General features: G+C 69.2%; 23 protein-coding genes and 1 riboswitch. Of the genes, 11 read left to right on the top strand and 12 right to left on the bottom strand.

The window, feature by feature from the left end:
* Positions 1-48: 48 nt before the first annotated feature.
* Positions 49-834 carry a glucosamine-6-phosphate deaminase gene (gene nagB, locus AB5J49_RS31725; RefSeq protein WP_369172292.1) on the top strand — a complete coding sequence of 262 codons (786 nt, stop codon included), beginning with the start codon at positions 49-51 and terminating at the stop codon, positions 832-834.
* Between the two features lie 145 nt (positions 835-979).
* Here nagB and AB5J49_RS31720 read toward each other — a convergent pair whose 3' ends face one another.
* The 4 genes from AB5J49_RS31720 to AB5J49_RS31705 all read right to left on the bottom strand — a co-directional run bounded on the left by AB5J49_RS31720 (position 980) and on the right by AB5J49_RS31705 (position 5,669).
* The gene (locus AB5J49_RS31720; RefSeq protein ID WP_369172291.1) at positions 980-2,464 is read right to left on the bottom strand and encodes a glycoside hydrolase family 3 protein; all 1,485 of its coding nucleotides are present in this window, start codon (positions 2,462-2,464) and stop codon (positions 980-982) included.
* 9 nt (positions 2,465-2,473) lie between these two features.
* Positions 2,474-3,304 carry a carbohydrate ABC transporter permease gene (locus AB5J49_RS31715; RefSeq protein ID WP_369172290.1) on the bottom strand — a complete coding sequence of 277 codons (831 nt, stop codon included), beginning with the start codon at positions 3,302-3,304 and terminating at the stop codon, positions 2,474-2,476.
* Positions 3,301-4,287 (bottom strand): carbohydrate ABC transporter permease, encoded by a 987-nt coding sequence (locus AB5J49_RS31710; RefSeq protein WP_369172289.1) that lies wholly within the window; start codon positions 4,285-4,287, stop codon positions 3,301-3,303. Before AB5J49_RS31710 ends, AB5J49_RS31715 begins: the two co-directional genes overlap by 4 nt.
* A gap of 104 nt (positions 4,288-4,391) precedes the next feature.
* A complete protein-coding gene (locus AB5J49_RS31705; RefSeq protein ID WP_369172288.1) occupies positions 4,392-5,669 on the bottom strand; it encodes an extracellular solute-binding protein in 1,278 nt (425 codons plus the stop codon).
* A 306-nt stretch (positions 5,670-5,975) separates the two neighbouring features.
* On the opposite strand from AB5J49_RS31705, the gene AB5J49_RS31700 reads away from it, so the two are divergent.
* From AB5J49_RS31700 to AB5J49_RS31660, 9 genes are all read left to right on the top strand, one after another.
* Positions 5,976-6,740, top strand: coding sequence for a GntR family transcriptional regulator (locus tag AB5J49_RS31700; protein WP_369172287.1), 765 nt, complete (start codon positions 5,976-5,978; stop codon positions 6,738-6,740).
* Between the two features lie 231 nt (positions 6,741-6,971).
* Positions 6,972-7,178, top strand: coding sequence for a CstA-like transporter-associated (seleno)protein (locus tag AB5J49_RS31695; protein WP_369175332.1), 207 nt, complete (start codon positions 6,972-6,974; stop codon positions 7,176-7,178).
* 126 nt (positions 7,179-7,304) lie between these two features.
* Positions 7,305-7,568, top strand: a complete 264-nt coding sequence (locus AB5J49_RS31690) for a DUF3311 domain-containing protein (RefSeq protein ID WP_369172286.1) — start codon at positions 7,305-7,307, stop codon at positions 7,566-7,568.
* Complete coding sequence (gene mctP / locus AB5J49_RS31685; protein ID WP_369172285.1) at positions 7,565-9,175, top strand: monocarboxylate uptake permease MctP; 1,611 nt, start codon at positions 7,565-7,567, stop codon at positions 9,173-9,175. Before AB5J49_RS31690 ends, mctP begins: the two co-directional genes overlap by 4 nt.
* A gap of 124 nt (positions 9,176-9,299) precedes the next feature.
* The gene (locus AB5J49_RS31680) at positions 9,300-9,599 is read left to right on the top strand and encodes a hypothetical protein (RefSeq protein ID WP_369172284.1); all 300 of its coding nucleotides are present in this window, start codon (positions 9,300-9,302) and stop codon (positions 9,597-9,599) included.
* A 14-nt stretch (positions 9,600-9,613) separates the two neighbouring features.
* Positions 9,614-10,015 carry a hypothetical protein gene (locus tag AB5J49_RS31675; protein WP_369172283.1) on the top strand — a complete coding sequence of 134 codons (402 nt, stop codon included), beginning with the start codon at positions 9,614-9,616 and terminating at the stop codon, positions 10,013-10,015.
* A gap of 78 nt (positions 10,016-10,093) precedes the next feature.
* Positions 10,094-10,600 carry a GNAT family N-acetyltransferase gene (locus AB5J49_RS31670; protein WP_369172282.1) on the top strand — a complete coding sequence of 169 codons (507 nt, stop codon included), beginning with the start codon at positions 10,094-10,096 and terminating at the stop codon, positions 10,598-10,600.
* A 22-nt stretch (positions 10,601-10,622) separates the two neighbouring features.
* Positions 10,623-10,790: riboswitch (cobalamin riboswitch) on the top strand.
* A 124-nt stretch (positions 10,791-10,914) separates the two neighbouring features.
* Complete coding sequence (locus AB5J49_RS31665) at positions 10,915-13,302, top strand: ribonucleoside-diphosphate reductase subunit alpha (protein ID WP_369172281.1); 2,388 nt, start codon at positions 10,915-10,917, stop codon at positions 13,300-13,302.
* On the top strand, positions 13,302-14,324 hold the full coding sequence (locus AB5J49_RS31660) for a ribonucleotide-diphosphate reductase subunit beta (protein ID WP_369172280.1): 1,023 nt from the start codon (positions 13,302-13,304) through the stop codon (positions 14,322-14,324). Before AB5J49_RS31665 ends, AB5J49_RS31660 begins: the two co-directional genes overlap by 1 nt.
* Before the next feature lie 10 nt (positions 14,325-14,334).
* Here AB5J49_RS31660 and AB5J49_RS31655 read toward each other — a convergent pair whose 3' ends face one another.
* Positions 14,335-15,120 carry a hypothetical protein gene (locus AB5J49_RS31655; protein ID WP_369172279.1) on the bottom strand — a complete coding sequence of 262 codons (786 nt, stop codon included), beginning with the start codon at positions 15,118-15,120 and terminating at the stop codon, positions 14,335-14,337.
* A gap of 27 nt (positions 15,121-15,147) precedes the next feature.
* Complete coding sequence (locus AB5J49_RS31650) at positions 15,148-15,321, bottom strand: hypothetical protein (RefSeq protein ID WP_369172278.1); 174 nt, start codon at positions 15,319-15,321, stop codon at positions 15,148-15,150.
* Between the two features lie 92 nt (positions 15,322-15,413).
* On the opposite strand from AB5J49_RS31650, the gene AB5J49_RS31645 reads away from it, so the two are divergent.
* A complete protein-coding gene (locus AB5J49_RS31645) occupies positions 15,414-16,379 on the top strand; it encodes a GlxA family transcriptional regulator (protein WP_369172277.1) in 966 nt (321 codons plus the stop codon).
* A gap of 32 nt (positions 16,380-16,411) precedes the next feature.
* On the opposite strand, the gene AB5J49_RS31640 is transcribed toward AB5J49_RS31645, so the two are convergent.
* From AB5J49_RS31640 to AB5J49_RS31615, 6 genes are all read right to left on the bottom strand, one after another.
* Positions 16,412-17,791, bottom strand: coding sequence for a cytochrome P450 (locus AB5J49_RS31640; protein ID WP_369172276.1), 1,380 nt, complete (start codon positions 17,789-17,791; stop codon positions 16,412-16,414).
* A complete protein-coding gene (cyc1, locus tag AB5J49_RS31635) occupies positions 17,788-18,873 on the bottom strand; it encodes an epi-isozizaene synthase (protein ID WP_369172275.1) in 1,086 nt (361 codons plus the stop codon). Before cyc1 ends, AB5J49_RS31640 begins: the two co-directional genes overlap by 4 nt.
* A 291-nt stretch (positions 18,874-19,164) precedes the next feature.
* Entirely contained in the window at positions 19,165-19,815 is a 651-nt protein-coding gene (gene def, locus AB5J49_RS31630) for a peptide deformylase (RefSeq protein ID WP_369172274.1), read from the bottom strand.
* A gap of 73 nt (positions 19,816-19,888) precedes the next feature.
* Complete coding sequence (locus AB5J49_RS31625; RefSeq protein ID WP_369172273.1) at positions 19,889-20,869, bottom strand: tetratricopeptide repeat protein; 981 nt, start codon at positions 20,867-20,869, stop codon at positions 19,889-19,891.
* A 109-nt stretch (positions 20,870-20,978) separates the two neighbouring features.
* Complete coding sequence (locus AB5J49_RS31620) at positions 20,979-22,232, bottom strand: HD-GYP domain-containing protein (protein WP_369172272.1); 1,254 nt, start codon at positions 22,230-22,232, stop codon at positions 20,979-20,981.
* Complete coding sequence (locus AB5J49_RS31615) at positions 22,229-23,572, bottom strand: HD-GYP domain-containing protein (RefSeq protein ID WP_369172271.1); 1,344 nt, start codon at positions 23,570-23,572, stop codon at positions 22,229-22,231. Before AB5J49_RS31615 ends, AB5J49_RS31620 begins: the two co-directional genes overlap by 4 nt.
* Positions 23,573-23,684: the final 112 nt, after the last annotated feature.

The raw sequence follows: 23,684 nt of genomic DNA, 5'->3' as shown, positions 1-23,684 counted from the left end.
GCCCCTTCAGGGTGCCCTTCGAGTCCCTCTTCAGATCGGCAGGCCAGCGTGGAAGTTGTCATCGTTCCGGACGCCAAGGCGGGTGGCGAGCTGATAGCCGAGGCCATGGCGCAACTGCTCCGGCGCAAGCCCGACGCCGTGCTCGGTGTGGCCACCGGGTCGACGCCGCTGCCCATCTACACGGCACTCGCGGCCAAGGTGCGCTCCGGTGCCGTGGACGTCTCGCGGGCACGGATCGCGCAGCTGGACGAGTATGTGGGGCTGCCCGCCGAGCACCCGGAGTCGTATCGGTCGGTGCTGCGGCGCGAGGTGCTGGAGCCGCTCGGGATCGGGATGGACGCGTTCATGGGGCCCGACGGTACGGCCGAGGACGTGCAGGGGGCGTGCGAGGCGTATGACGCGGCGCTGGCCGATGCCGGGGGCGTCGATCTGCAGCTGCTCGGGATCGGGACGGACGGGCACATCGGGTTCAACGAGCCGTGTTCGTCGCTGGCGTCGCGGACGCGGATCAAGACGCTGACCGAGCAGACTCGGGTCGACAACGCGCGGTTCTTCGAGGGGGACATCGAGCAGGTGCCGCATCACGTCATCACGCAGGGGATCGGCACGATCCTGGAGGCGCGGCATCTGGTGTTGCTGGCGACGGGTGAGGGCAAGGCGGATGCGGTGGCGGCGACCGTGGAAGGGCCGATCGCCGCGGTTTGCCCGGCCTCGGCGCTGCAGCTTCACGCGCATGCCACGGTTGTGGTCGACGAGGCCGCCGCGTCCAAGTTGAAGCTCGCGGACTACTTCCGGCACACGTATGCCAACAAGCCGGAGTGGCAAGGGATCTGAGAGGCGGGCTTGGCTTCGTCTGCCGGGTCGGGTTTTTTGCGGACTGCGGGTGGTGGTGGGTTACTCGCGCAGTTCCCCGCGCCCCTGACGGAGTTGAAGGCGCCGGTCCCCTTTCAAGGGACCGGCGCCTCCGTATTCGTTGCGGCTACTCCCCCGCGATGGCCTCCGCCGCCGCCCGCCCGCACACACGCGCCGCGCCATGGGTCGCGATGTGCAGGGCGCCTCGGGGAGCTGCCTGGGGGACGCCCATCTCGACCACGATCGTGTCCGGGCGGGACTCCAGCAGGTGGTCCAGAGCAGCCGCCATCCACGCGTGGCGGTGTTCGTCGCGGACCACGGCCACCACTCGGCGGCCACCGGACGCTTCCATGGCCGCGCGGCCCGCGTCCTCGCCCGTGTAGGTGCCTGTTTCCGTGCCCGGCAGCAGTCGGGCCAGCTCCGCCGCCACGCCCCACGGTGTCTCGTCGCCGACCGCGATGTTCGCGACCGGGGTGAAGGCCGCGACGTAGGGCGCTTCGGTGAGGGGGGTGTGATTCTCGGCGCCGGTGACCCGCACCGCGCGGCGGGCCGCGATGAGGCCCACCTCCGTGCGCACCTCGCCCTCGGTCACCGGGGCCGCGGTCGCTGTCCAGCGGGCCAGTTCGCGCACCCGTTCCGCGGCCTCGGCCAGGCGGCCCTCGGCGAGTTCGCCCGAGCGGACCGCCGCGACCAGGGCGTCGCGCAGGCGGCGTACCGTCTCGTCGTCCGCCAGGCCGCCGCCCACACAGATGGCGTCGGCGCCGGCCGCGATGGCGAGGACGCTGCCGCGTTCGATGCCGTAGGTGGCGGCGATGGCCTGCATCTCCATGCCGTCGGTGACGATCAGGCCGGTGTAGCCGAGGTCGCCGCGCAGGAGATCGGTCAGGACCGGGCGGGAGAGGGTCGCCGGGCGGTCGGGGTCCAGGGCGGGGATGAGGATGTGCGCGCTCATCACCGCCCGCGTGCCGACGGCGATCGCCGCGCGGAACGGGGAGAGTTCGCGGTCCGACAGGACGTCCGTGGCCGCGTCGATGCGCGGGAGCGCGTGGTGGGAGTCGACCGCCGTGTCGCCGTGGCCCGGGAAGTGCTTCGTGCAGGCCGCCACTCCCGCCGACTGCAGGCCGGTGACGTAGGCCGCGGTGTGGCGGGCGACCAGGGCGGTGTCGGCGCCGAAGGAGCGGACGCCGATGACCGGGTTGGAGGGGTTGGAGTTCACGTCGGCCGACGGGGCCCAGTTGAGGTTCACGCCGCAGGCGGCCAGGCGGCGGCCCAGTTCGGACGCCACCTCCCTCGTCAGGTCCACGTCGTCCACCGCGCCCAGGGCGTGGTTGCCGGGGAAGGAGGAGCCGGTGCGCACCTCCAGGCGGGTGACGTCGCCGCCCTCCTCGTCGATCGCGACCAGTACGTCGTCCCGCTCGGCGCGCAACTGGGCTGTCAGGGCGGCCAGTTGCTCGGGAGAGGCGATGTTGCGGCCGAACAGGCCGACGGAGGCGAGCCCCTCGCCGAGGCGGCGCAGCAGCCAGTCGGGGGCGGTGGTGCCGGTGAAGCCGGGCTGCAGGACGGTCAGGGCGTCACGCGTCAAAGTGTCGGTGCCGCTGGCGAATGTCGTCATCGGGTGGCGTTATCCCTTCACGGCGCCGGCCGTCAGGCCGCTGACAGCCCTGCGCTGCAGGAAGACGAAGAGGATCAGGATCGGGATGGCGAAGAGCGAGGACGCCGCCATCGTCGCGCCCCAGTCGTTGCCGAAGGCGGTCTGGAAGCTGGACAGCCACAGTGGCAGGGTCTGCGCCTCGGTCTCCTTGTTCAGCACCAGGACCAGGGGGAATTCATTCCATGCGGTGATGAAGCCGAACAGGGACGTGGACATCAGGCCCGGGGCCAGCAGCGGCAGGATGACCTTGCGGAAGGCCTGGGCGCGGGTGCAGCCGTCGACCATCGCGGCCTCCTCCAGCTCCCGGGGCACCGCCGCGACGAAGCCGCGCAGGGTCAGGATGGTGAAGGGCAGGATCATCATCATGTAGAAGACCGTCAGCGGTACGAGGCTGTTCAGCATCGACGCGTCCCGCACGATCATGTACATCGCGATGATCATGACCTCCCAGGGCGCCATCTGGGCCAGCATGAAGCCGATGACAAAGCCGCGCCGCCCCTTGAACCGCATCCGGGCCAGGGCGAAGGAGCCCGCCAGCGCGATGACCAGCGCCAGAGCGACCGCGCAGAGCGTGACGATCAGCGAGTTGGTGACGTACGTCCAGAAGTGGTCGACGCCGGTCGCCCGCTTGAAGTGCTCGAAGGTGATGTCGGTCGGGAACCAGACGGGGGTCTCCGAGATGATGTCGCCGGTCGGCTTGAAGGCCGTGGAGAACATCCAGTACACGGGGAAGACGAAGCCGATGAACAGGACGACGGCCGTGACGTTGGGCCACAGGCGGCCGAAGAGCGAGCGCTTCACAGCTCGTCCTCCTCTTGCTTGAGCACGATCCGCAGGTAGTAGGCGGTGAGGCCGAGCAGGATCAGGATGGTCAGGACGGCGATCGCCGCTCCCATGCCGTAGTGCTGGTTGCCGACGCCCTCGATGTAGGCGTAGACGGGCAGGATCTCGGTGAGCCGGTCGGGGCCGCCGCCGTTGATGGTGAAGACCTGCACGAACGCCTTGAAGACCCAGATGACCTCCAGGAACGTCGTTGCGTAGAGGAAGGGGCGCAGGAAGGGCATGGTCACCGTGGTGAAGCTCTTCCAGGCGCCCGCGCCGTCGAGCGACGCGGCCTCGTAGAGCTCGCTGGGGATGGTGGTCGTGGCCGCGTACAGGTTGATCGCGACGAACGGGATCGACTGCCAGACGATCAGGACCGTGACCACGAAGAACGTCGACATCTGGCTGCTGGTCCAGCTGTAGTCGGCCATGGAGTGCCAACCCAGCTTGTCCAGGACCCAGTTGACGACGCCGAAGCGCTGCGCGAACAGCCACTGGTAGACGGTGGTCGCGGCGACCACGGGCATCGCCCAGGCCAGCACGAGGCCGATCATCAGGGTGACCCGCATCCGGTTGCCGAGGCGGGCGAGCAGCAGGCCGACCAGCGCGCCGAGGAGCATGATCAGGGCGACGTTGACCGCCGTGAACAGGATCGAGCGCAGGGTGACGCGCCAGAAGTCCTCTCCGGTGAGGACCTCCTTGTAGTTGTCGATGCCGTTCCACTCGGTGACGTGCTGGATCAGCTGCGCCATGTTGAGGTTCTGGAACGACAGCAGGACGTCCTTCAGCAGCGGCCAGCCGAGCAGCAGCACGGTGGCCACGCAGGCAGGCAGAAGCAGGAGGTACGGGGTGAGCGCGCCGGCCCGGGACGTGGCTCGGGGCCGCTCTCCGGCGGACCCGCTCTCGTCCCTTCTGGCTACGTCCACCGGGCCGGAGGGCGGCCGTTCGGTCTGCACGGTCATGCTCGCGATCTCTCTTCTCGACCTACGTACGTAGACCCGCGTGCGGTCGCCGGGGCGGGGGGGTGGCACGCGCATCCCCCGCCCCGGCGCGAACACCGGCGCCGTTACTGCTGCTGCGACAGACGCTTGTTGAACTCGTCCTTGACCTGCGCCGCGGCCTCGGCCGGGGACTTACCGTTCAGCACGGCGGTCATGTACGTCTTGACCGGGTTGGGCGCGTTCTCCACGGCGGCCCACTCGGGGATCAGCGGCGTGGTGCCACCGCCCGCGACGGCCGGCGCGGCGGCCTCGGCGACGACATTGCCCTTGAGGTTGCTCTGCAGCGACTCCTTGTTCGGGATGACGCCGTTGAGCTTGGCCAGCTCGCCCTCGTACGTGTCGGACAGGGCGATCTTCAGGAACTCCTTGGCGAGCTCCTGCTTCTCGCTGCCCGCGGCGACCGCGAGGTTGGAGCCGCCGAGGAAGACGCCCTCGGGCTTGTCGGCCGTGGCACCGGGGATGGTGAAGTAGCCGATCTCCTTCTCGATCTTCGGGTTGGCCTTGATCGCGATGCCGGCCTCCCATCCCATGCCGATGAAGGCACCGACGTTGCCCTTGCCGAAGACCTCGCCCTGCTGCGGGGTGGCCTCGTCCTTGTCCTTGGGCGCCTTGGAGAGGGCCTGGAACTTCTTGTACGTCTCCATGGCGGCGGCGATCTTCGGGTCGGCCAGGTTGGAGACGTACTTGTCGCCGTCCTTCTTGACCAGCTCGGCGCCCTCACCGATGGTCAGGCCGACGAAGTGGTACCAGTTCTGGCCGGGCAGGTAGAGGGGCTCGGCGTCGGTCTTCTGGCCGATCTGCTTGAGGTCGGCGTAGAACTCGTCCCGGGTCTTGGGGGTGTCCTTGATGCCGGCCTCGGCCCAGATCTTCTTGTTGTAGAGGACGACGCGGTTGGCGAAGTACCAAGGGGCGGCGTACTGCTTGCCGTCGTAGATGGAGGACTCGTTGAGGGACGCGGTCCAGTCGGCGCCGATGGAGGTCTTCAGGTCGGCGAGGTCGGCGAGGCCGCCGGTCTTGGCGTAGGCCGGGGTCTGGGTGTTGCCGATCTCGAAGACGTCCGGCGGGTTCTCCTCCGACAGGGCGGTGGTCAGCTTCTGCTGGATGCCGTTCCACTGCTGGATCTCGAACTTGACCTTGGCCTTGGTCTGCTTCTCGAAGGCCGCCGTGACGTCCTTCTGCCACTGGTCCGGCGTGGAGCCGTCCATCACCCACACCGTGAGCGTCTGGCCCGCGTAGCCGTCCGCCCCGGCCTTGTCCCCACCGTCGCCGTTGTCGCCCCCGCACGCCGCCAGCGAGATCATCATGCCCGCGACACCGATCGCGGATATCAGCTTGCGCTTCACGCCACCCTCCTCAGGGATGCCCACACCTCCCGCCCATGGGCCGGGACCTGGACCAATGGTGTAGACCAGTAGGGGGAGCTTGGACCAGACCATGAAGCGTGTCAAGGGTGGCCGAATAGCCCCTGACCAGCTGTTATGGGACCTATATATGCAGGAACCTTTAAGTAAGAAGGCAGCGAAAACAGCGACGCCGGAGTACTCTCCTCCGCTAGACCACTTAACACTGTGGACTAGACCAAAAGAGGCGGCGACGGTATACAGAAGGGATCACGATGTGACCCGCATCCGGAGCCGGGAAGGCAGACCATGAGCACCGACGTCAGCAGTGCGGAGAACGAGAACGGCGCCACGGTCCGTACCGCCCGCGTGCCCAAGTACTACCGCCTGAAGAAGCACCTCCTCGACATGACGGAGACCCAGGCGCCCGGCACCCCGGTCCCGCCCGAGCGCACGCTGGCCGCCGAGTTCGACACCTCCCGCACGACCGTGCGCCAGGCCCTGCAGGAGCTGGTCGTCGAGGGGCGCCTGGAGCGCATCCAGGGCAAGGGCACGTTCGTCGCCAAGCCGAAGGTCTCGCAGGCCCTCCAACTCACCTCGTACACCGAGGACATGCGCGCCCAGGGCCTGGAACCGACCTCGCAGCTGCTGGACATCGGCTACATCACCGCCGACGACCGCCTCGCCGACCAGCTCGACATCACCGCCGGCGGCCGGGTGCTGCGCATCGAGCGGCTGCGCATGGCGAACGGCGAGCCGATGGCCATCGAGACGACCCACCTCTCCGCGAAGCGCTTCCCGGCCCTGCGCAGGTCCCTGGCCAAGTACACGTCCCTCTACACGGCCCTCGCCGAGGTCTACGACGTCCATCTCGCCGAGGCCGAGGAGACCATCGAGACCTCCCTGGCCACCCCGCGCGAGGCCGGCCTGCTCGGCACCGACGTGGGCCTGCCGATGCTGATGCTGTCCCGGCACTCGCTGGACCGGGAGGGGCAGCCGGTGGAGTGGGTGCGGTCGGTCTACCGGGGCGACAGGTACAAGTTCGTTGCGCGGCTGAAGCGACCCGCCGAGTAGGCCGCCGGGCCCAGCAGGTCGGCACGCGGTGTAGCGCAACTGCCGCCGCTGTTCTACGTTCCTCCCGTCGCCGCATGGACGGGAGGAACTCCCCGGTGCGTACCGCGAACGTCCGATCCATCGTCACTCTTCTCCAGCGACCCCAAGGCCGGCTTCCTCAAGCAGCGTCAGGTGTTCCAGGACGCCATCGACCGCGGTGAGGTCCTGCCGCCCGCCAAGACCATGGACGACATGCACACCGCGGTCACCAACTCCACCGTGGACGGCGTCCTCTCGGCGGTCCTCGCCCTGCTGATCGTCGTCGTCATCGTCGACGCGGCCCACGTCTGCGTCCGGCACGAGCAGCCGGACGCGAAGGTGCCGTCCCGGCGCGACTTCGAGCGGATGCGCGGCGACCGTCAGGAGGCCGACCCGCGCCAGGGATTCCGCTGCTGCTGACCGCCGGGGGCTGCGCCTTCACCGAATCGACATACCGATATGCGGACGAGGTCTTCCGCTGGTGCGACACCGTGACCTAGATTGCCTGCGCGTTTCTCAGGTGATCAGTAAGGGACGGAGCCGCAGATGTCAGACGCCCCAGAAGTGAGCAGACCGGTGGTGACACCAGTGCGTGTCGTCATCGCGCTCTGCCTCGTCGCGCCCTTCGTGGCGATGTTGTGGGTGGGTTCGTACGCCAAGACCGACCCGGAGTTCGCCGGCATCCCGTTCTTCTACTGGTACCAGATGCTGTGGGTTCTGCTCTCCACGGTGCTGACGATGATCGCGTACCAGTTGTGGCAGCGTGACCAGCGCGCCCGCGCTTCCGAGAAGGGCGGTGCGTCGGAGTGAAGAACGACGTGAACGGCGTGGCACTCGCCGTGTTCATCTTCTTCTTCGTGGCCGTCACGGTCATGGGCTTCCTGGCCGCGCGCTGGCGCAAGGCCGAGAACGAGCACAGCCTCGACGAATGGGGCCTGGGCGGCCGGTCGTTCGGCACCTGGGTGACCTGGTTCCTGCTCGGCGGCGACCTGTACACGGCGTACACCTTCGTGGCGGTCCCGGCGGCGATCTACGCGGCCGGCGCGGCGGGCTTCTTCGCGGTGCCCTACACCATTCTCGTCTACCCCCTGATCTTCACGTTCCTGCCCCGCCTGTGGTCGGTCTCGCACAAGCACGGCTATGTGACGACCTCGGACTTCGTGCGCGGCCGCTTCGGCTCGAAGGGCCTGTCGCTGGCCGTCGCCGTCACCGGCCTCCTGGCGACCATGCCGTACATCGCGCTCCAACTGGTCGGCATCCAGGCGGTGCTGGACGTGATGGGCGTGGGCGGCGGCGAGAACACCAACTGGTTCGTCAAGGACCTCCCGCTTCTCATCGCCTTCGGTGTGCTGGCGGCGTACACCTACTCCTCGGGGCTGCGCGCCCCCGCGCTGATCGCGTTCGTCAAGGACACGCTGATCTACATCGTCATCGCGGTGGCGATCATCTACATACCGATCAAGCTGGGCGGATTCGACGAAATCTTCGCCGCGGCCGGCGATAAGTACACGAAGGCCGGTGCGGGCGGACTGGTCCCGCCGGAGGCGGGCCAGTGGACGTACGCCACGCTGGCGTTGGGCTCCGCACTCGCGCTGTTCATGTACCCGCACTCGATCACGGCGACGCTGTCCTCGCGCAGCCGTGAGGTGATCCGCCGCAACACCACGATCCTGCCGCTGTACTCCCTGATGCTGGGCCTGCTGGCCCTGCTGGGCTTCATGGCGATCGCGGCCGGAGTCGAGGCCACCAACCCCCAGTTGGCGATCCCGCAGCTCTTCGAGGACATGTTCCCGGCCTGGTTCGCGGGCGTCGCCTTCGCGGCGATCGGCATCGGCGCCCTCGTCCCCGCGGCCATCATGTCCATCGCGGCGGCGAACCTCTTCACCCGCAACATCTACAAGGACTTCATCAAGCCGGACGCGACGCCCGCGCAGGAGACAAAGGTCTCCAAGCTGGTCTCGCTGCTGGTGAAGGTGGGCGCCCTGATCTTCGTCCTCACCATGGACAAGACGGTCGCGATCAACTTCCAGCTCCTGGGCGGCATCTGGATCCTGCAGACCTTCCCGGCCCTGGTCGGCGGCCTGTTCACCCGCTGGTTCCACCGCTGGGCCCTGCTGGCCGGCTGGGCGGTCGGCATGCTCTACGGCACGATCGCCGCGTACGGCGTCGCCTCCCCGACGCAGAAGCACTTCGGCGGCTCGGCGAAGGAGATCCCCGGCATCGGGGAGATCGGCTACATCGGCCTGACGGCGTTCGTACTGAACGTGGTCGTGACCGTCGTCCTCACCTTCGTCCTGAAGGCGGCGAAGGCCCCCGAGGGCGTCGACGAGACCAGGCCGGAGGACTACACGGCGGACGCGGGCGACCCGGGCGTCCAGGTGGAACTGCCGCCGGCGACCGCCGGATCCGCCCACTGACCACGCCCTGACACACGCCCTGACCTCGGTGTGCGGCGGCGGTCCGCAAGTTGCGGGCCGCCGCCGCATGGGAAACGCTGATAGGGAAGGCCCACCTGTTCTCCCAGCTTTGAGGAGCGGAACCGTGGGTGACACCCTCCCCACCGTCGACGACCTCGTCGCCGCGGACCCTGACGTCTCATTCGACGGCAGTCAGCTCACGGCCCTGTCCCAGGACCCCTCCGTGCAGATCCTGCCCTGGCCGGTCTGCTTCCTGTACGCCGGTCGTCCGGCGTTCTCGATCGAGCTGAACGCACCCGGCCCGGAACTCGCGCTGCTCACCGCCCGGCAGATGGCGGACCGATTCAACCAGCAGGCGGCGAACTTCGGGTATCAGCCCCTCATGACCGCACAAGGCGGGTTCTGCCCGCCCTCTTCCGACTGACCCAGGAGGACCCCATGGCCTCGGTTTCCGTCGGTCCGAACACCTTCAACGTGACGGTCAAGCAGGTGTCCGGCACCAACTCCAGCGGGCTGGGCAGCGCCTTCAACGTGGGCAGCCTGGCGTCCGTGACCGGGACGGCCCTGTCGAGTCCCGGCGAACTGCTCACCGTGGACATCAAGGTGGAGAACTCCTCGGGTGAGGCCAACTCCGTGACGGCCACGGTCAGCGACCAGTCGGGCAGCAACGCGTTCTTCGGCGAGGGCACCCTGCACTGGGACGAGGGCGAGACGGGCGAGTTGTGGGTTCAGTTCACCGACTTCCCGCTCCAGGCCGACCAGGTGACTCCGACCGGCTCGTGCGAGTACGCGCTCATCTCCTCCGGGGCGGACGTCGCGGTGCGGGTCTTCACCGTGTGACCGGCCTTTTCTTCTTGTCATACCGGCCCTGTGGAAAATCCGGACCCCTCACCGCGGCCGTCCGGCACACTCGGCCCCATGGACCTCCTCATCCGCCCCGTCACACCCGCCGAGTACGACACCCTCGCCGAGATCACCGCCCAGGCCTACGTCCAGGACGGCCTCCTCGACTTCGGGGAGAGCGACGAATACCTCGGTGAGCTGAAGGACGTGGCCAAGCGGGCGGCCGCCGCCGAGGTGCTGGTGGCCGTCGAGAAGGGCCGGCTGCTGGGCGGCGTGACCTTCGTGCCGAGCGGCGGGCCGATGGCCGACATAGCCGGGCCCGGCGAGGCCGAGATCCGCATGCTGGCTGTCGCGCAGGGCGCCCGGGGCCGGGGCGCCGGAGAAGCCCTCGTACGCGCCTGCGTCGACCGCGCACGGGCCACGGCGGGCTGCGTACGCATCGTCCTGTCGACCCAGCGCGCCATGCACAGCGCCCACCGCATCTACGAACGCCTGGGCTTCGTCCGCACACCCGAGCGGGACTGGAATCCGATCCCGGCCCTCGCCGACATCACTCTCCTCACCTACGAGTTGACGCTCTGAAACCACCGCGACACAACATCTGGGGGTGACGCGACAGCCCGGCACAAGATGTATGCTCATGCTCGCTGTCGCCACAGGGGAATCCGGTGCGAATCCGGAACTGTCCCGCAACGGTGTACTCGTACACGTATGCCCGCATGCCGTCGTACGAGAGTCAGTCCGAGGACCTGCCGACAGCGCACCCGGCCATCCGGTCGGCGTGCCCTGACGTCCGGGCCTCGTGGAATGGGTCGGTGGATGCGACGCCCTGCGCGCTCGTGTGCTGCCCCCTGCCCTCCGCAAGGCCCCCGTGCCGAGCGAGGGAGAGCCCCCACGTGACCATCGCGCCAGCAGACCCGGCCTCAGCCGCTGCGACCGTCCCGACCGACGAGGACGCTCCGGGAACCGCCTTGCTGCGGACCCTGACCGAGCTGACCGCCGACCTCCCCGACGCCGACCCCGGCCGGGTCGCCGCCGCCGCGCTGCGCGGCCGGTCCGCCTTCGCGGACGGGCAGGAGCTGCGCGAGCTGGCCACCGAGGCGGCGGCCGGTCTCATCTCCGAGGACCCCGCCTACAGCAGGCTGGCCGCCCGGCTGCTGACCGTCTCCGTCGCCGCCGAGGCCGCCTCACAGGGCGTCACGTCCTTCACCGAGTCGGTCGCGGTCGGGCATCGTGAGGGGCTCATCGCCGACCGGACCGCCGAGTTCGTGCGCCTGCACGCCGCCCGCCTCGACGCCCTGATCGACACCGGCGCCGACGACCGCTTCGGCTACTTCGGCCTGCGCACCCTGCACAGCAGGTACCTGCTCCGCCACCCCATCACCCCCAAGGTCATCGAGACGCCCCAGCACTTCATGCTGCGCGTCGCCGCGGGCCTCGCGGAGGACGACACCGCCAGGTCGGTGGACGAAGTCGCCGCGCTCTACGGGCTCATGAGCCGCCTCGACTACCTCCCGTCCTCCCCCACGCTCTTCAACTCCGGCACCCGGCACCCCCAGATGTCGTCCTGCTACCTCCTCGACTCCCCGCTGGACGAGCTGGACTCCATCTACGACCGCTACCACCAGGTCGCCCGCCTCTCGAAGCACGCCGGCGGCATCGGCCTCTCGTACTCCCGTATCCGCTCCCGGGGTTCGCTGATCCGCGGCACCAACGGTCACTCCAACGGCATCGTCCCGTTCCTGAAGACCCTCGACGCCTCGGTCGCCGCCGTGAACCAGGGCGGCCGGCGCAAGGGTGCCGCCGCGGTCTACCTGGAGACCTGGCACTCCGACATCGAGGAGTTCCTGGAGCTGCGCGACAACACCGGTGAGGACGCCCGGCGTACGCACAACCTGAACCTCGCGCACTGGGTCCCGGACGAGTTCATGCGCCGCGTGAACGCCGACGGCCTGTGGTCCCTGTTCTCCCCCGCCGACGTGCCCGAGCTGGTCGACCTGTGGGGCGATGAGTTCGACGCGGCCTACCGCAAGGCGGAGGAGGCAGGGCTCGCGAAGAAGACCATCCCCGCCCGTGACCTGTACGGCCGCATGATGCGCACCCTCGCGCAGACCGGCAACGGCTGGATGACCTTCAAGGACGCCGCCAACCGCACCGCCAACCAGACGGCACTGCCGGGCCACGTCGTCCACTCCTCCAACCTCTGCACGGAGATCCTGGAGGTCACCAACGACGGGGAGACGGCGGTCTGCAACCTGGGATCCGTCAATCTCGGTGCCTTCGTCGACACGGTGAGCGGCGACATCGACTGGGAGCGGCTGGACGCCACCGTCCGTACCGCCGTCACCTTCCTCGACCGCGTCGTCGACATCAACTTCTACCCGACCGAGCAGGCCGGGCGGTCGAACGCCAAGTGGCGTCCCGTCGGCCTGGGTGCGATGGGCCTGCAGGACGTCTTCTTCAAGCTGCGGCTGCCCTTCGACTCGCCGGAGGCCCGAGCCCTCTCCACCCGTATCGCCGAGCGCGTCATGCTCGCCGCGTACGAAGCCTCCGCCGACCTCGCCGAGCGCAACGGCCCGCTGCCGGCCTGGGAGAAGACCCGTACGGCCAGGGGCGTCCTGCACCCCGACCACTACGGCGTCGAGCTGACCTGGCCGGAGCGCTGGGCCGCCCTGCGGGACCGTATGGCCACCACCGGCCTGCGCACCTCCCTCCTCCTCGCCATCGCACCCACCGCCACCATCGCGTCCATCGCCGGCGTCTACGAGTGCATCGAGCCGCAGGTCTCCAACCTGTTCAAGCGCGAGACGCTGTCCGGCGAGTTCCTCCAGGTCAACTCCTACCTGGTCAACGAGCTCAAGGAGCTCGGCGTCTGGGACGCCCGCACCCGTGAGGCCCTGCGCGACTCGAACGGCTCGGTGCAGGACTTCGCCTGGATCCCGGCGGACGTACGGGCCCTGTACCGCACGGCGTGGGAGATCCCGCAGCGCGGCCTGATCGACATGGCCGCGGACCGGACGCCGTTCCTCGACCAGTCCCAGTCCCTGAACCTCTTCCTGGAGACGCCGACCATCGGCAAGCTCTCCTCGATGTACGCGTACGCCTGGAAGCAGGGCCTGAAGACGACGTACTACCTGCGCTCGCGCCCGGCGACCCGCATCGCCCGCGCCGCCCAGGCCCAGTCCGCCCAGCCGGAAAAGACCATCCCCGCCCAGCAGGTGGCCGACCCCGACGCCGTCGCCTGCTCCCTGGAAAACCCCGAGTCCTGCGAGGCCTGCCAGTAATGACCGCCACGACCCCCCGCAACGCCAATCTCCTCGACCCGGGCTTCGAGCTGACTCTCCGCCCGATGCGCTACCCGGACTTCTACGAGCGCTACCGGGACGCCATCAAGAACACCTGGACCGTCGAGGAGGTCGACCTCCACTCGGACGTCGCCGACCTCGCGAAGCTGTCCGAGGGTGAGCAGCACATGATCGGCCGGCTGGTCGCGTTCTTCGCGACGGGCGACTCGATCGTCGCGAACAACCTGGTGCTGACGCTGTACAAGCACATCAACTCCCCCGAGGCGCGGCTGTACCTGAGCCGGCAGCTCTTCGAGGAGGCCGTGCACGTCCAGTTCTACTTGACGCTGCTCGACACCTATCTGCCCGACCCGCAGGACAGGGCGGCGGCGTTCGACGCCGTCGAGAACATCCCGTCCATCCGCGAGAAGGCCGAGTTCTGCTTCAAGTGGATCAACGAGGTCGAGAAGCTGGAGCGCCTGGAGAGCAAGGCCGACCGGCGTCGCTTCCTGCTCAACCTGATCTGCTTCGCCGCGTGCATCGAGGGCCTGTTCTTCTACGGTGCCTTCGCCTACGTCTACTGGTTCCGCAGCCGGGGCCTGCTGCACGGCCTGGCCACCGGCACCAACTGGGTGTTCCGCGACGAGACGATGCACATGAGCTTCGCCTTCGAGGTCGTCGACACCGTCCGCAAGGAGGAGCCGGAGCTCTTCGACGACCAGCTCCAGCAGGAGGTCACCGACATGCTGGAGGAGGCCGTCGAGGCCGAGCTGCAGTTCGCGCGCGACCTGTGCGGTGACGGCCTCCCGGGCATGAACACCGACTCGATGCGGCAGTACCTGGAGTGTGTGGCCGATCAGCGTCTGACGCGGCTCGGCTTCGCCCCGGTGTACGGCTCCGAGAACCCCTTCTCCTTCATGGAGTTGCAGGGCGTCCAGGAGCTCACCAACTTCTTCGAGCGGCGTCCGTCGGCGTACCAGGTCGCGGTGGAGGGCACCGTCGACCTGGACGAGGACTTCTGAGCCGGACCTCTCAGCCCTGCTTCAGCGCGACGGCATCCCCGGCCGACACGACCCGCGCGGTCGTCGTCGTGCCGGGGAAGTACCAGCGCCAGCTGCCCGCCGAGGTGACGGTCACCTTGGTGCTGAGCTTGCCGTGGGCGCCCGTCTTCACGGTCTTGACCGTGCTGTAGTGGGCGCCACCGGCGGGGCGGAACTGGAGCTTGACCGACTGTTCCGTGTACCCGTGGTACTTGAGGTTCTCCCAGTTCGCGCGCGTCAGCTTGCCGTTGACGGTGAGCGAGGACCCCTTGGCGACGGGCTCGGGGGTCGCGTCCGTCGTGAGCCTGGAGGCGCGCTTCACCTTGTAGAGGGCGATGCGGTCGGAGATCCAGTAGTCACCGTCGTTCGCCTTGACCGTGGCGTTGACCTGCCATTCACCGGCGGCCCTGTTGCTGTCGGTGTCGCTGTAGCCGGGGATCCAGGCCGGAGTGATCCGCATCGTGGCCGTGCACACCGACGTGGTCGACGTCGTCTCCACGCACTTCGTGCCGATCCACTCGGCGAAGCCGCCCCCTTCGGCACTGGACGTGTTGATGGTGCTGACGCGTGTGAGCCCCTTCACCCCCGAGTCGTCCTTGATGGTGATGGCGATCGGGTACTCGACGGCCTTCGTCGTGCCGACGATGACGTTCTTGCCGTGGTTGACGACCGCCTTGGTGACCCGGATGTCGCCCTCGCCCTCGGCGTGCGCGCCGGTGGCCGTGAGCAGGGTCAGGGCTGCCGCCCCGCCTGCCACGGCCCACAGTCTGTGTCTCATGATCCTCCCCTGTTGGTGCAGGAGAGGTTACGCCGCCCGCGCGAAGCGCCGCTGCCGGGACCGGTGTTGCTCCGCCTCCTTGATCTGACGGTCGATACGCCGGTCGTGCACGATCCCGATCACTGAGGGGAGGACCAGGAGGACGAACATGCCGAGAACGGTGAGCATCGAGATCAGTCCTTCTGTCTGCGCTGTAGTCATGACACCACTGTCACGCCGGACGCTCCTTACGAACAGTGGCAGGACTGCCGTAGACCCTCGATTTACTGCCACCGACGAGGCACACTGGCAGCATGCTGAAGAACGTGGCCGCCGTCCTCCTCGACGGCGTGCACCCCTTTGAACTGGGCGTCGTCTGCGAGGTGTTCGGCATCGACCGCAGCGACGAGGGACTGCCCACGTACGACTTCGCCGTCGTCTCGGCGGAGGGACCGACGCTGGACACCCACGTCGGCGGGCTCACCGTCTCCACGCCGCACGGCCTGGAGCGGCTGGACGACGCCGACCTGATCGCCGTACCGGCCGGCAGCGACTACGTCACCCGGGACTATCCGCCCGAGCTGCTGGACTCCCTGGTCAGGGCCGTCGACCGGGGTGCGCGGGTGCTCAGCGTGTGCTCCGGCGTCTTCGTGCTGGGCGCGGCCGGGCTGCTCGACGGGCGGAGGTGCAGCGCGCACTGGCGGCAGGCCGAGGAGCTGTCCCGACGGCACTCGGAGGCGATCGTCGAGCCCGACGTGCTCTACGTAGACGACGGGCCCGTGATCACCAGCGCCGGCACCGCCGCCGGCATCGACGCCTGTCTGCACATCGTGCGGCAGGAGCAGGGCCCCGAGGTCGCCAACAAGATCGCCCGGCGGATGGTGGTCCCGCCGCACCGGGACGGCGGGCAGGCCCAGTACATCGAACGCCCGCTGCCCCTCTCGCACTGCGACACGGTCGGCGAGGTGCTGGCCTGGATGGAGCTGCACCTCGACGAGGAGGTCACCGTCGAGCAGCTCGCCGAGCGGGCGCACATGTCCCCGCGCACCTTCGCCCGCCGCTTCCAGCAGGAGACCGGGACGACCCCCTATCGCTGGATCCTGCGTCAACGGGTGCTGTTGGCACAGGAGTTGTTGGAGGCGACGGGCGAGACGGTGGACGCGATCGCCGGCCGGACAGGGTTCGGCACGGCGGCCGCACTGCGCCATCAGTTCGTACGGGCGCTGGGGACGACCCCGAACGCCTACCGACGGACGTTCCAGGGGCCCCCTGCAGCCTGAGCCGCCCCTTGGGGGGCAGCCCCCGACTGGCGTCAGTCCCTCGGCACCGGCCTCAGCAGCAGGTGGTGCGGGTGGAGTGTGATGCCCACCCGGGTCGCGTCGCTCGAACCGGACACCTGCTCGAAGCGGTACCTGGTGGACAGCGCCGCCGTGATCAGCGTCAGCATGGCCATGGAGAAGTGGTCGCTCGGGCACTTGCGATTGCCGACGCCGAACGGACTCATGGCGAATTTCGGCACGTCCTTCACGCGCTCCGGAAGCCAGCGATCGGGGTCGAACTCGAGGTGGCGCGCGTACGACTTCGGGTCGCGCTGGATGGCGTAGGGGCTGTAGACGATGTCGGCCCCGGCCGGAATGCGATAGCCACCCAGTGACGTATCGGCCACCGCCCGTCGCGTCAGAATCCAGATCGCGGGGCGCAAACGCATCGCCTCCACGACGACATTGTTGGTGTGCCCGAGCCTGCGGACGTCCTCGAATGCCACGGGCCGGCCACCGGTGACGGATTCGACCTCCGCGCGCACCTTGTCGGCGTGTTCCGGATGTTCCGAGAACACATGAAGCAGCCACATGATCGTGGAGGCCACGGTCTCGGCGCCCGCCGTGAGTATCGCGACGACCTGATCGTGGATCTCCTGTTCCCCGATGGGGTCGCCATTCTCGTCCTTCGCGTCCAGCAATGCCGTCAGCAAATCGTCCGGCTTTTGACCGGATGCCCGGCGTTCGGCGACGATCTCGTCGACCAGGAGATGGAAATCGGCCAGGGCCCGGTTGAATGTGCGGTTGGCCGGGAGCGGCAGGTTGTACAGCGGCCCGAGCGGGATCACCATCCGCCGGTACATACCGCGGAAGAGGGTGTCCAGCGCGGCACACAGCCGCTCGGCCCGCTCGTCCATGTACGCGCCGCGCAGCAGACAGCGGGCGGCGATGCGCACGGCTATCCGGAACGACTCGGAGGTGCAGTCGATGGTCTCGCCGGGCTTCCAGCGTTCGGTCAGCGCATGTGCCTCCTCCTCCATGATCGGCCCGTACCCGGGGATCGCGTCGAGCCGGAAGGCGGGCTGGATGGTGCGCCGCTGACGCCGGTGCCGGGGGCCGTTCGCCGTGGCCACCCCCTCCTTGCCGAGCAGGCCCTCCAGGGACTCCCACAGCGGGCCGGCGATCTCGAAGTCGGTGCTCAGCGCCAGCGCGCCGGTGAGATCCGGCGTGGTGACGGCGTAGACCGTCTTCGGGCCGAGCTTCAGCCGTACGACGTCGCCGTGGACCCGGAGCCCCGCCATGAAGGCCAGCGGATCCCGGACCAGCTTCCAGCCGTGGCCGAGAAGTGGAACCCTGCCGCCCGCGAGGGGCGGCTCACGCAGTTCCGAAGTCCCACGGGGTTGGGCTTCGGGGCGGACGGACTCGACGGTCATTTCTCACCTGCCGCTTCGTTGTTGACGTACGGGGGCGTGGACCGGTCGTCCCAGCTGTCGACCATGTACCGGCCGGACTCGTGGTGGAACCAGTAGACCGAGCTGAACCAGTTGCGCATATTGCGGACGCAGGCGCGCACGGCGGCGCCGAGTTCTTTTCCCCACGCCGTGCCGTCGGCCAGTGAGTCGGCGAATTCAAGGGCGTCCCGCTCGGCCACGAGGAAATCGGATATGCAGTCCTCGACGCGTTGCCTGACTTCCGCCACCGTCTCTTCCAGAGTGAGCCCCTTGTGCGTGATGAGGCTGATTCCGAGATTGTGGACCTCGTCGCCCGCGATTTCCTTGGGGAATGAGCAGAGGTCGTTGTACCAGGCGGCGAATTCCTGGCTCAGCAACGCCGCCCGCCGATATGCCGGGTGTTTTCGTACCCGGTCCGGAAGTTCCAGCCCGGCGCTCAGCTCGAGCAGGTCGGTCCAGATCCAGTGCGCAAAGGAGAGCCGGCGCAGTTCGAGGTAATCCTCGACCGTGGGGATGTGCCCCTCGATGCGGTTGCGGAATTCCCGGTCGTACGCCTCGATCACCGCGTGGAAGTGGCGGGCGAACCGGGCGTTCCAGGTGTGCGGCAGGAACGAGTACAGCCGCACCATGCTGTCCGCGAACCCCACGACCAGCGGGTCCGCGTGGTGCAGATGGTCCTCGGGTGAGTCGAGCGCCGCGTGCAGGCGGAACCTCAGCCGGCGCCAGGCGGCCGGGCGGTGGTGGACGATGTCGCGGTCGTGCCGGTCGTCCCAGACGAAGAACCACGCGCTGAAGTCCGCTATCGCCTGGAGCACCTCGTCGGGGGCGCCGATGTAGTACCCCGCCATGAGGTCCGTGTAGCAAAGGCCGTCGGCATATTCATCGACCTTGTCGGCCGGCATCAGCCGCTTTTCCAGCAGCCAGGTACGGGTCTTCTCCTGGAGTTGGGGCCAATACGGATGGAGCTGCCTGGGAAACGCTGCTTCGATCACCGGGAGAGAGAGCGAGGGTGGTACCGGGACCGCCGTCGGTGTCGATGTGGTGCCGCGTGAGAAAGCATGCACGAACAAACCCCTCTCAGCCGCCAGTTGTACACGCCCCTCCCGCTGTGCCGGGCGTGCGCCGTCGCGTATCCCCGCACTTCCATTCAGCACCACAACTGACCGATCTGGGAACGGATTTGCTTCATTCACTACCCCTCGGCGCCGAGAATCTCCCCCTATGTGACTGGTGCTGGATCACAATCTGCCTGTATGGGATCGAACGTGCGACGGACATGCGAACGGCGCCCGGTCAGGAAGGGGATCCTGAACAGGCGCCGTACGGAAGGGACGTGTGAGGCTCTTGAGCCGAACTCAGTCGTTCGCGACGACGGGGTAACGGGGCTCGTTCTCGGCCATCTGCCGGAGCGCGTCCTTGCGCTCCCGCTTGGAGAGACGGTCGATGTAGAGGTAGCCGTACAGGTGGTCGGTCTCGTGCTGCAAACACCGAGCGAAGTACCCGGTGCCGCGCACCTTGATCGGGTTGCCCTTCTCGTCCTGCCCGGTCACCTCGGCGTAGTCGGGGCGGGCCAGCGCGGCGTAGGCCGTCGGCACGGACAGGCAGCCCTCGTTGCTGTCGTCGAGGCGGCGCTTGTCGGCGGGCAGCTCGACGAGCTCGGGGTTGCAGATCACGCCGACGTGCCGCACGCCCTGGTCGTCCTGGCAGTCGTAGACGAAGACCTTCAGGTCGACGCCGATCTGGTTGGCGGCCAGGCCCACGCCCTCGGCGGTGCGCTGCGAGGCGAACATGTCGTCGACCAGCTTCAGCAGCTCGTCGTCGAACGCGGTGACGTCCTTGCACTCCTTGTGGAGCACCGGGTTCCCGACGACCGTGATGGGCCGCGAGGTGCCGCGCTCGCGGAACGCCAGCTCGCGCTCCTCGCAGTCCTCCGTGTCGATGACGAAGCCCTCGTCGTCGACGGGGAGCACGCCCGCGTGCTGCTGATCGGTGTCCTGCTGGGCCATGACAGACGTACGCCTTCCTGCACAAACAAAAGAAAAAGGGGGGTGTGATGCTGATACAGGGTACGGCGAATGCTCAGCAGACCTCTTCGAGATCCCGCCAGTCCCGCGAATCCGGGCTGTCGGCGACCCATCCGTCCAGCAGTCCCCGGACCAGTGACGCGGGTGCGGCGACGCCACATTCCCGCTCCGGCACCCACAGCTGCCCGTCGGTGCGGTGGCCCAGCGGCCCGGGGTGACCCGGCTCACTGTGGTCGTGCGGGTCCAGGTGCTCCCCGTCGCCCTCGTCCGACGGCATCCGCGACTCGGAGCACATCCGGCACAGCAGCCGCACCGACGACGACCAGTCCTCCGCGGCGAACCCGGCGTCGGCCGCGAGCTGCTCCAGCGCGTCCCGGTCGGCCTCGGTGGCGGCCTCCAGGAGGACCACCCAGGTGGGGACCGGCGAGGGCGCCCACAGCTCGATCTCGTCGAAGACGGGGTAGGCGTGCCCGGCGGACGTGGTCCGCTCGCCGTGCGGCACCCCGTCGTGCAGCACGACCTCGCCCCAGCGCCGCCCGGAGGACGGCAGCGGGATCGACAGCACCTCGATGCGGGCGGGGTCGAGCCGCCGCCCCCACACGACCTCGGCCTCCCCCTCCGGGGACAGTCGTACGGCCGCGCTGCCCAAGTCCATCCCGACCGGCTCACCGGAGTCGGTCGCCCCGCCGGGCACCCGCAGCCCGTACGCCTGCCAGGCCCGCCGGGCCAGCGGCCAGTCCTGCAGGGCGGTGGCCGCGATGCCGACGTTCCACCAGTCGGGCGCCCCGGTCTCCCGGTCGAGCAGCGCCACGGCGCGCAGCCCGGCCGCCCGGGCCTGCTCCCAGTCGTGCCGGAACTTGTGCAGCAGGGCGAGGTTGAACCAGGACTCCGAAAGCCAGGGCTCCAGATCGGCGGCACGTGTCAGCAACGCGCCTGCGTCGTCGTACCGACCGTCGCCGATCAACGTGAACGCACGGTCGGTGGCCTGCCGCCAGGAGGCGGAGGGCCGGTGCCGTCCCTTGCCGAAGATCCTCACGATTCCCGCCTGCCAGTTCCGTGGAGTGGGCTGGCTAGTGCTCGCCCCCGGACACCCTCTCATTCGCATCCAACCACGTACGGCTGGAAGGGCGCTCATTACCCATGGGTTACCCAGCCACAGGCCATGTCAGACAGTCTCTGGACAGCACCCGTGCGAGCGAACCCACCACCTCCGGGGCGTAGTCCCCGGCGGTGCCCAGCCGCAGCTCCTCCAGCGCCTTCAGGGGCCCGCCGGGCCCGGCGTCCCGCGCCTTCTCCTCGTAGGCGTTCACGGCCCGCACGATCCGCGCGGCGACCGGCTGCTCCGGGCAGGGGTCGGCCAGCCGCTCCACGACCGTCGCCACCTGTGCGGGCACCCCGGTCTGCCGTACGACGGCCCCGCCGAGCAGCGCGATCCGCCGCTGTTCCTCGACGGGCAGTTCGGCGGTGGCCCCGGCCGGCACCGGGTCGACCAGGCTCAGCTGCCCGATGTCATGCATGAGCGCCGCGTACTCCAGCACGGTGAGTTCCGCCTCGGACAGCCCCAGGTCCCGCCCGACCTCCCGGCTGAGCGCGGCCACCCGCCGGGCGTGTCCGGCCGGGGTGTACCCGGCGATCTCGGTGGCCCGGGCGAGGGAGGCGATGGTCTGCCGGTAGGTGGTGCGCACGGCGGTGTAGCGGCGCAGGGACATCTGGGTGAGCAGGAGGGGGAGCGAGAAGAGGGGCAGCGCCCACAGCCCGACCACGGCGACCGCGAGCGCCATCACCGCGCCCGTCGCGCAGACGGCCGACCCGATCCCGAGCGTCGCCCGCAGCTCGTCCCGCAGCAGCGGCCCGAACGGCCACCGGGTGCGGGAGTGGGCCAGCGCGGCGGCCAGCAGCGCGTCGCACAGGGCGGTGAGGGAGAGGATCGCGAGCAGGATCAGGGCGTAGCCGGGGCCCCAGCCGTGGAACGTGCCCTGGTTGTACAGGGGTTGGAAGCAGACGGCGGCGAAGCCGGTGGTGAGCACGCGCCGGGCGAGGTGGTCGAGCACGGGGCGCCCGCGCGCGAGGTGCGGCACGCTGCCGAGCAGCGAGGCGGCGAGGACGACGGCGCCGACCTGCAGGACCCCGTGGTGGGTGGGGTGCCCGCCGTCCTCCCCCAGCAGCGCGTACGACAGCGCCGCGGCGGCGCCGAGCGGGGCGGCCTCCCTGCCCTCCGCGCCGGTCCACCGGGTGAGCTCACCCACGGTGACCAGGACGCCGAAGGCGAGGGCGATGCCGCGTTCGTCGAGCTCGTGCCAGAGGGTGCCCAGGAGGGAGCCTGCGGCCAGGAGGGCCGCGCAGGTGTGGACGAGGGTGAGAAGGAGGGGCGGTTTCCCGGTGGTGCGGGGGGCGCTCATCGGTGCGCTCCCGGAACACCCGCGACCGGCGGGCGCGCAGGGGGCGTGGACGCCTCGTCGGCGGTCACGGCGGGATGCCAGCCGTACCGGTCCACGGCTCGGGCGAGAGCCGTGACCATCCGGGGGTCGAACTGTGAGCCCGCGCACCTCTCCAGCTCGCCCAGGGCGACGGACACGGGCCGGGCCCTCGAATACGACCGGGTCGACGTCATCGCGTCGAAGGCGTCGGCGACCGCCACCACACGTGCCGACTCCGGGATCTGGCCCCCCGTCAGCCCGTAGGGGTACCCGCTCCCGTCCAGCCGCTCATGGTGATGCAGTACGGCCGCCCGGGCCTCGCCGAGGAAGGAGATCCCGCGGACCATCTCGTGCCCGTACTCGGGGTGCAGCTCGATCACCCGCCGCTCCTCGGGCGTGAGCGGCCCGTTCTTGCGCAGCAGCCGCGTGGGCACCCCCAGCTTCCCCACGTCGTGCAGGATCCCGGCGAACCGCAGCACCTCGACGCGCTCGTCGGCCAGGCCCAGCTCACGCGCGATCATCATCGAGGCCTGCCCGACCCGCTCGCTGTGCCCGCGGGTGTAGCCGTCCTTGATGTCGACGGCCTGGACCAGCGCCCGAATCGTCGCCTGATGAGCCGCGCGTTCCCGGTGGTACTGGGCGAACACCCACCACGACACGCACATCGGCAGCAGCACGAGCAGCGCGGCGACGGAGCCGTACGGACTGCGCCACAGCACGGCCATCATCAGCCCGGCCAGACCGTGTACGGCGATGGGGGCGAGCGACCGCAGGAAGAGCCCCCGCCAGGCGCGCGGCACCGGCACACTCCCCCACTCTCGGCCTCGCTCGAGCGGGGGGACCCCCGTGGCCGACGCGAGAATCCCGCAGTCCAGTGCGGTCAGGACCAGACAGAACGTCAGTACCGCACCCCCCGCCGACAGCAGCGCACACGGGAATTCGCCCGCCGCCACGGCATCGCGCCCGTCCAGTGCACAGTGCACCCGGGCCGCCGCCCAGAGCGCCACGGCGAGCTGGGCGGCCCGCCAGATCCGCCGTGTCCACAGCGGCCGTTGCCCGGCCGTCGAGAGCAGCGCACCCGGCACCGCGACCAGCGCGGCGGCGGGCGGCGACAGCAGAAAGGCCCCGGCGAGCAGCACGGGATAGAAGGTGCCCGCGAACCGCCACCGGGCGGCGATCTGCTCGCCGGCGGCGTAGAGCGCGGCGAGCAGGGCAACCGCCCACCAGGGCGTGCGTGTCGCGAGCAGGGGAAGGAGAAGGGCGAGGGTGCACAGCGCCACACAGGCGACGTACACACGCGCCCGTGCCGGTATCGCGTCCATCCTCGACGCCCCTCCCTCCACCATGACCTGCTCAGCTCAACGGGAGAGCCTAGGTCGGTGAGAGGGGCGGCTGCGGGGTTGTCACGCGCCGATTAGCACGTTCGAGTGACGG

It is taken from the genome of Streptomyces sp. R28 (assembly GCF_041052385.1).
In the GTDB taxonomy this organism is placed as follows: domain Bacteria; phylum Actinomycetota; class Actinomycetes; order Streptomycetales; family Streptomycetaceae; genus Streptomyces.
This window is presented reverse-complemented; position numbering and strand designations above follow the sequence as displayed.

Bases quoted from the DNA above. Each gene is read 5' to 3' on its own strand.
- AB5J49_RS31640 (WP_369172276.1), bottom strand. From the start codon at position 17,791: ATGACCGTCGAGTCCGTCCGCCCCGAAGCCCAACCCCGTGGGACTTCG.
- def (WP_369172274.1), bottom strand. From the start codon at position 19,815: ATGGCCCAGCAGGACACCGATCAGCAGCACGCGGGCGTGCTCCCCGTC.
- AB5J49_RS31660 (WP_369172280.1), top strand. From the start codon at position 13,302: ATGACCGCCACGACCCCCCGCAACGCCAATCTCCTCGACCCGGGCTTC.
- AB5J49_RS31655 (WP_369172279.1), bottom strand. From the start codon at position 15,120: ATGAGACACAGACTGTGGGCCGTGGCAGGCGGGGCGGCAGCCCTGACC.
- AB5J49_RS31720 (WP_369172291.1), bottom strand. From the start codon at position 2,464: ATGACGACATTCGCCAGCGGCACCGACACTTTGACGCGTGACGCCCTG.
- AB5J49_RS31670 (WP_369172282.1), top strand. From the start codon at position 10,094: ATGGACCTCCTCATCCGCCCCGTCACACCCGCCGAGTACGACACCCTC.
- AB5J49_RS31645 (WP_369172277.1), top strand. From the start codon at position 15,414: ATGCTGAAGAACGTGGCCGCCGTCCTCCTCGACGGCGTGCACCCCTTT.
- AB5J49_RS31695 (WP_369175332.1), top strand. From the start codon at position 6,972: ATGCACACCGCGGTCACCAACTCCACCGTGGACGGCGTCCTCTCGGCG.
- AB5J49_RS31710 (WP_369172289.1), bottom strand. From the start codon at position 4,287: ATGACCGTGCAGACCGAACGGCCGCCCTCCGGCCCGGTGGACGTAGCC.
- AB5J49_RS31650 (WP_369172278.1), bottom strand. From the start codon at position 15,321: ATGACTACAGCGCAGACAGAAGGACTGATCTCGATGCTCACCGTTCTC.
- AB5J49_RS31620 (WP_369172272.1), bottom strand. From the start codon at position 22,232: ATGAGCGCCCCCCGCACCACCGGGAAACCGCCCCTCCTTCTCACCCTC.
- AB5J49_RS31675 (WP_369172283.1), top strand. From the start codon at position 9,614: ATGGCCTCGGTTTCCGTCGGTCCGAACACCTTCAACGTGACGGTCAAG.
- AB5J49_RS31615 (WP_369172271.1), bottom strand. From the start codon at position 23,572: ATGGACGCGATACCGGCACGGGCGCGTGTGTACGTCGCCTGTGTGGCG.
- AB5J49_RS31700 (WP_369172287.1), top strand. From the start codon at position 5,976: ATGAGCACCGACGTCAGCAGTGCGGAGAACGAGAACGGCGCCACGGTC.
- AB5J49_RS31690 (WP_369172286.1), top strand. From the start codon at position 7,305: ATGTCAGACGCCCCAGAAGTGAGCAGACCGGTGGTGACACCAGTGCGT.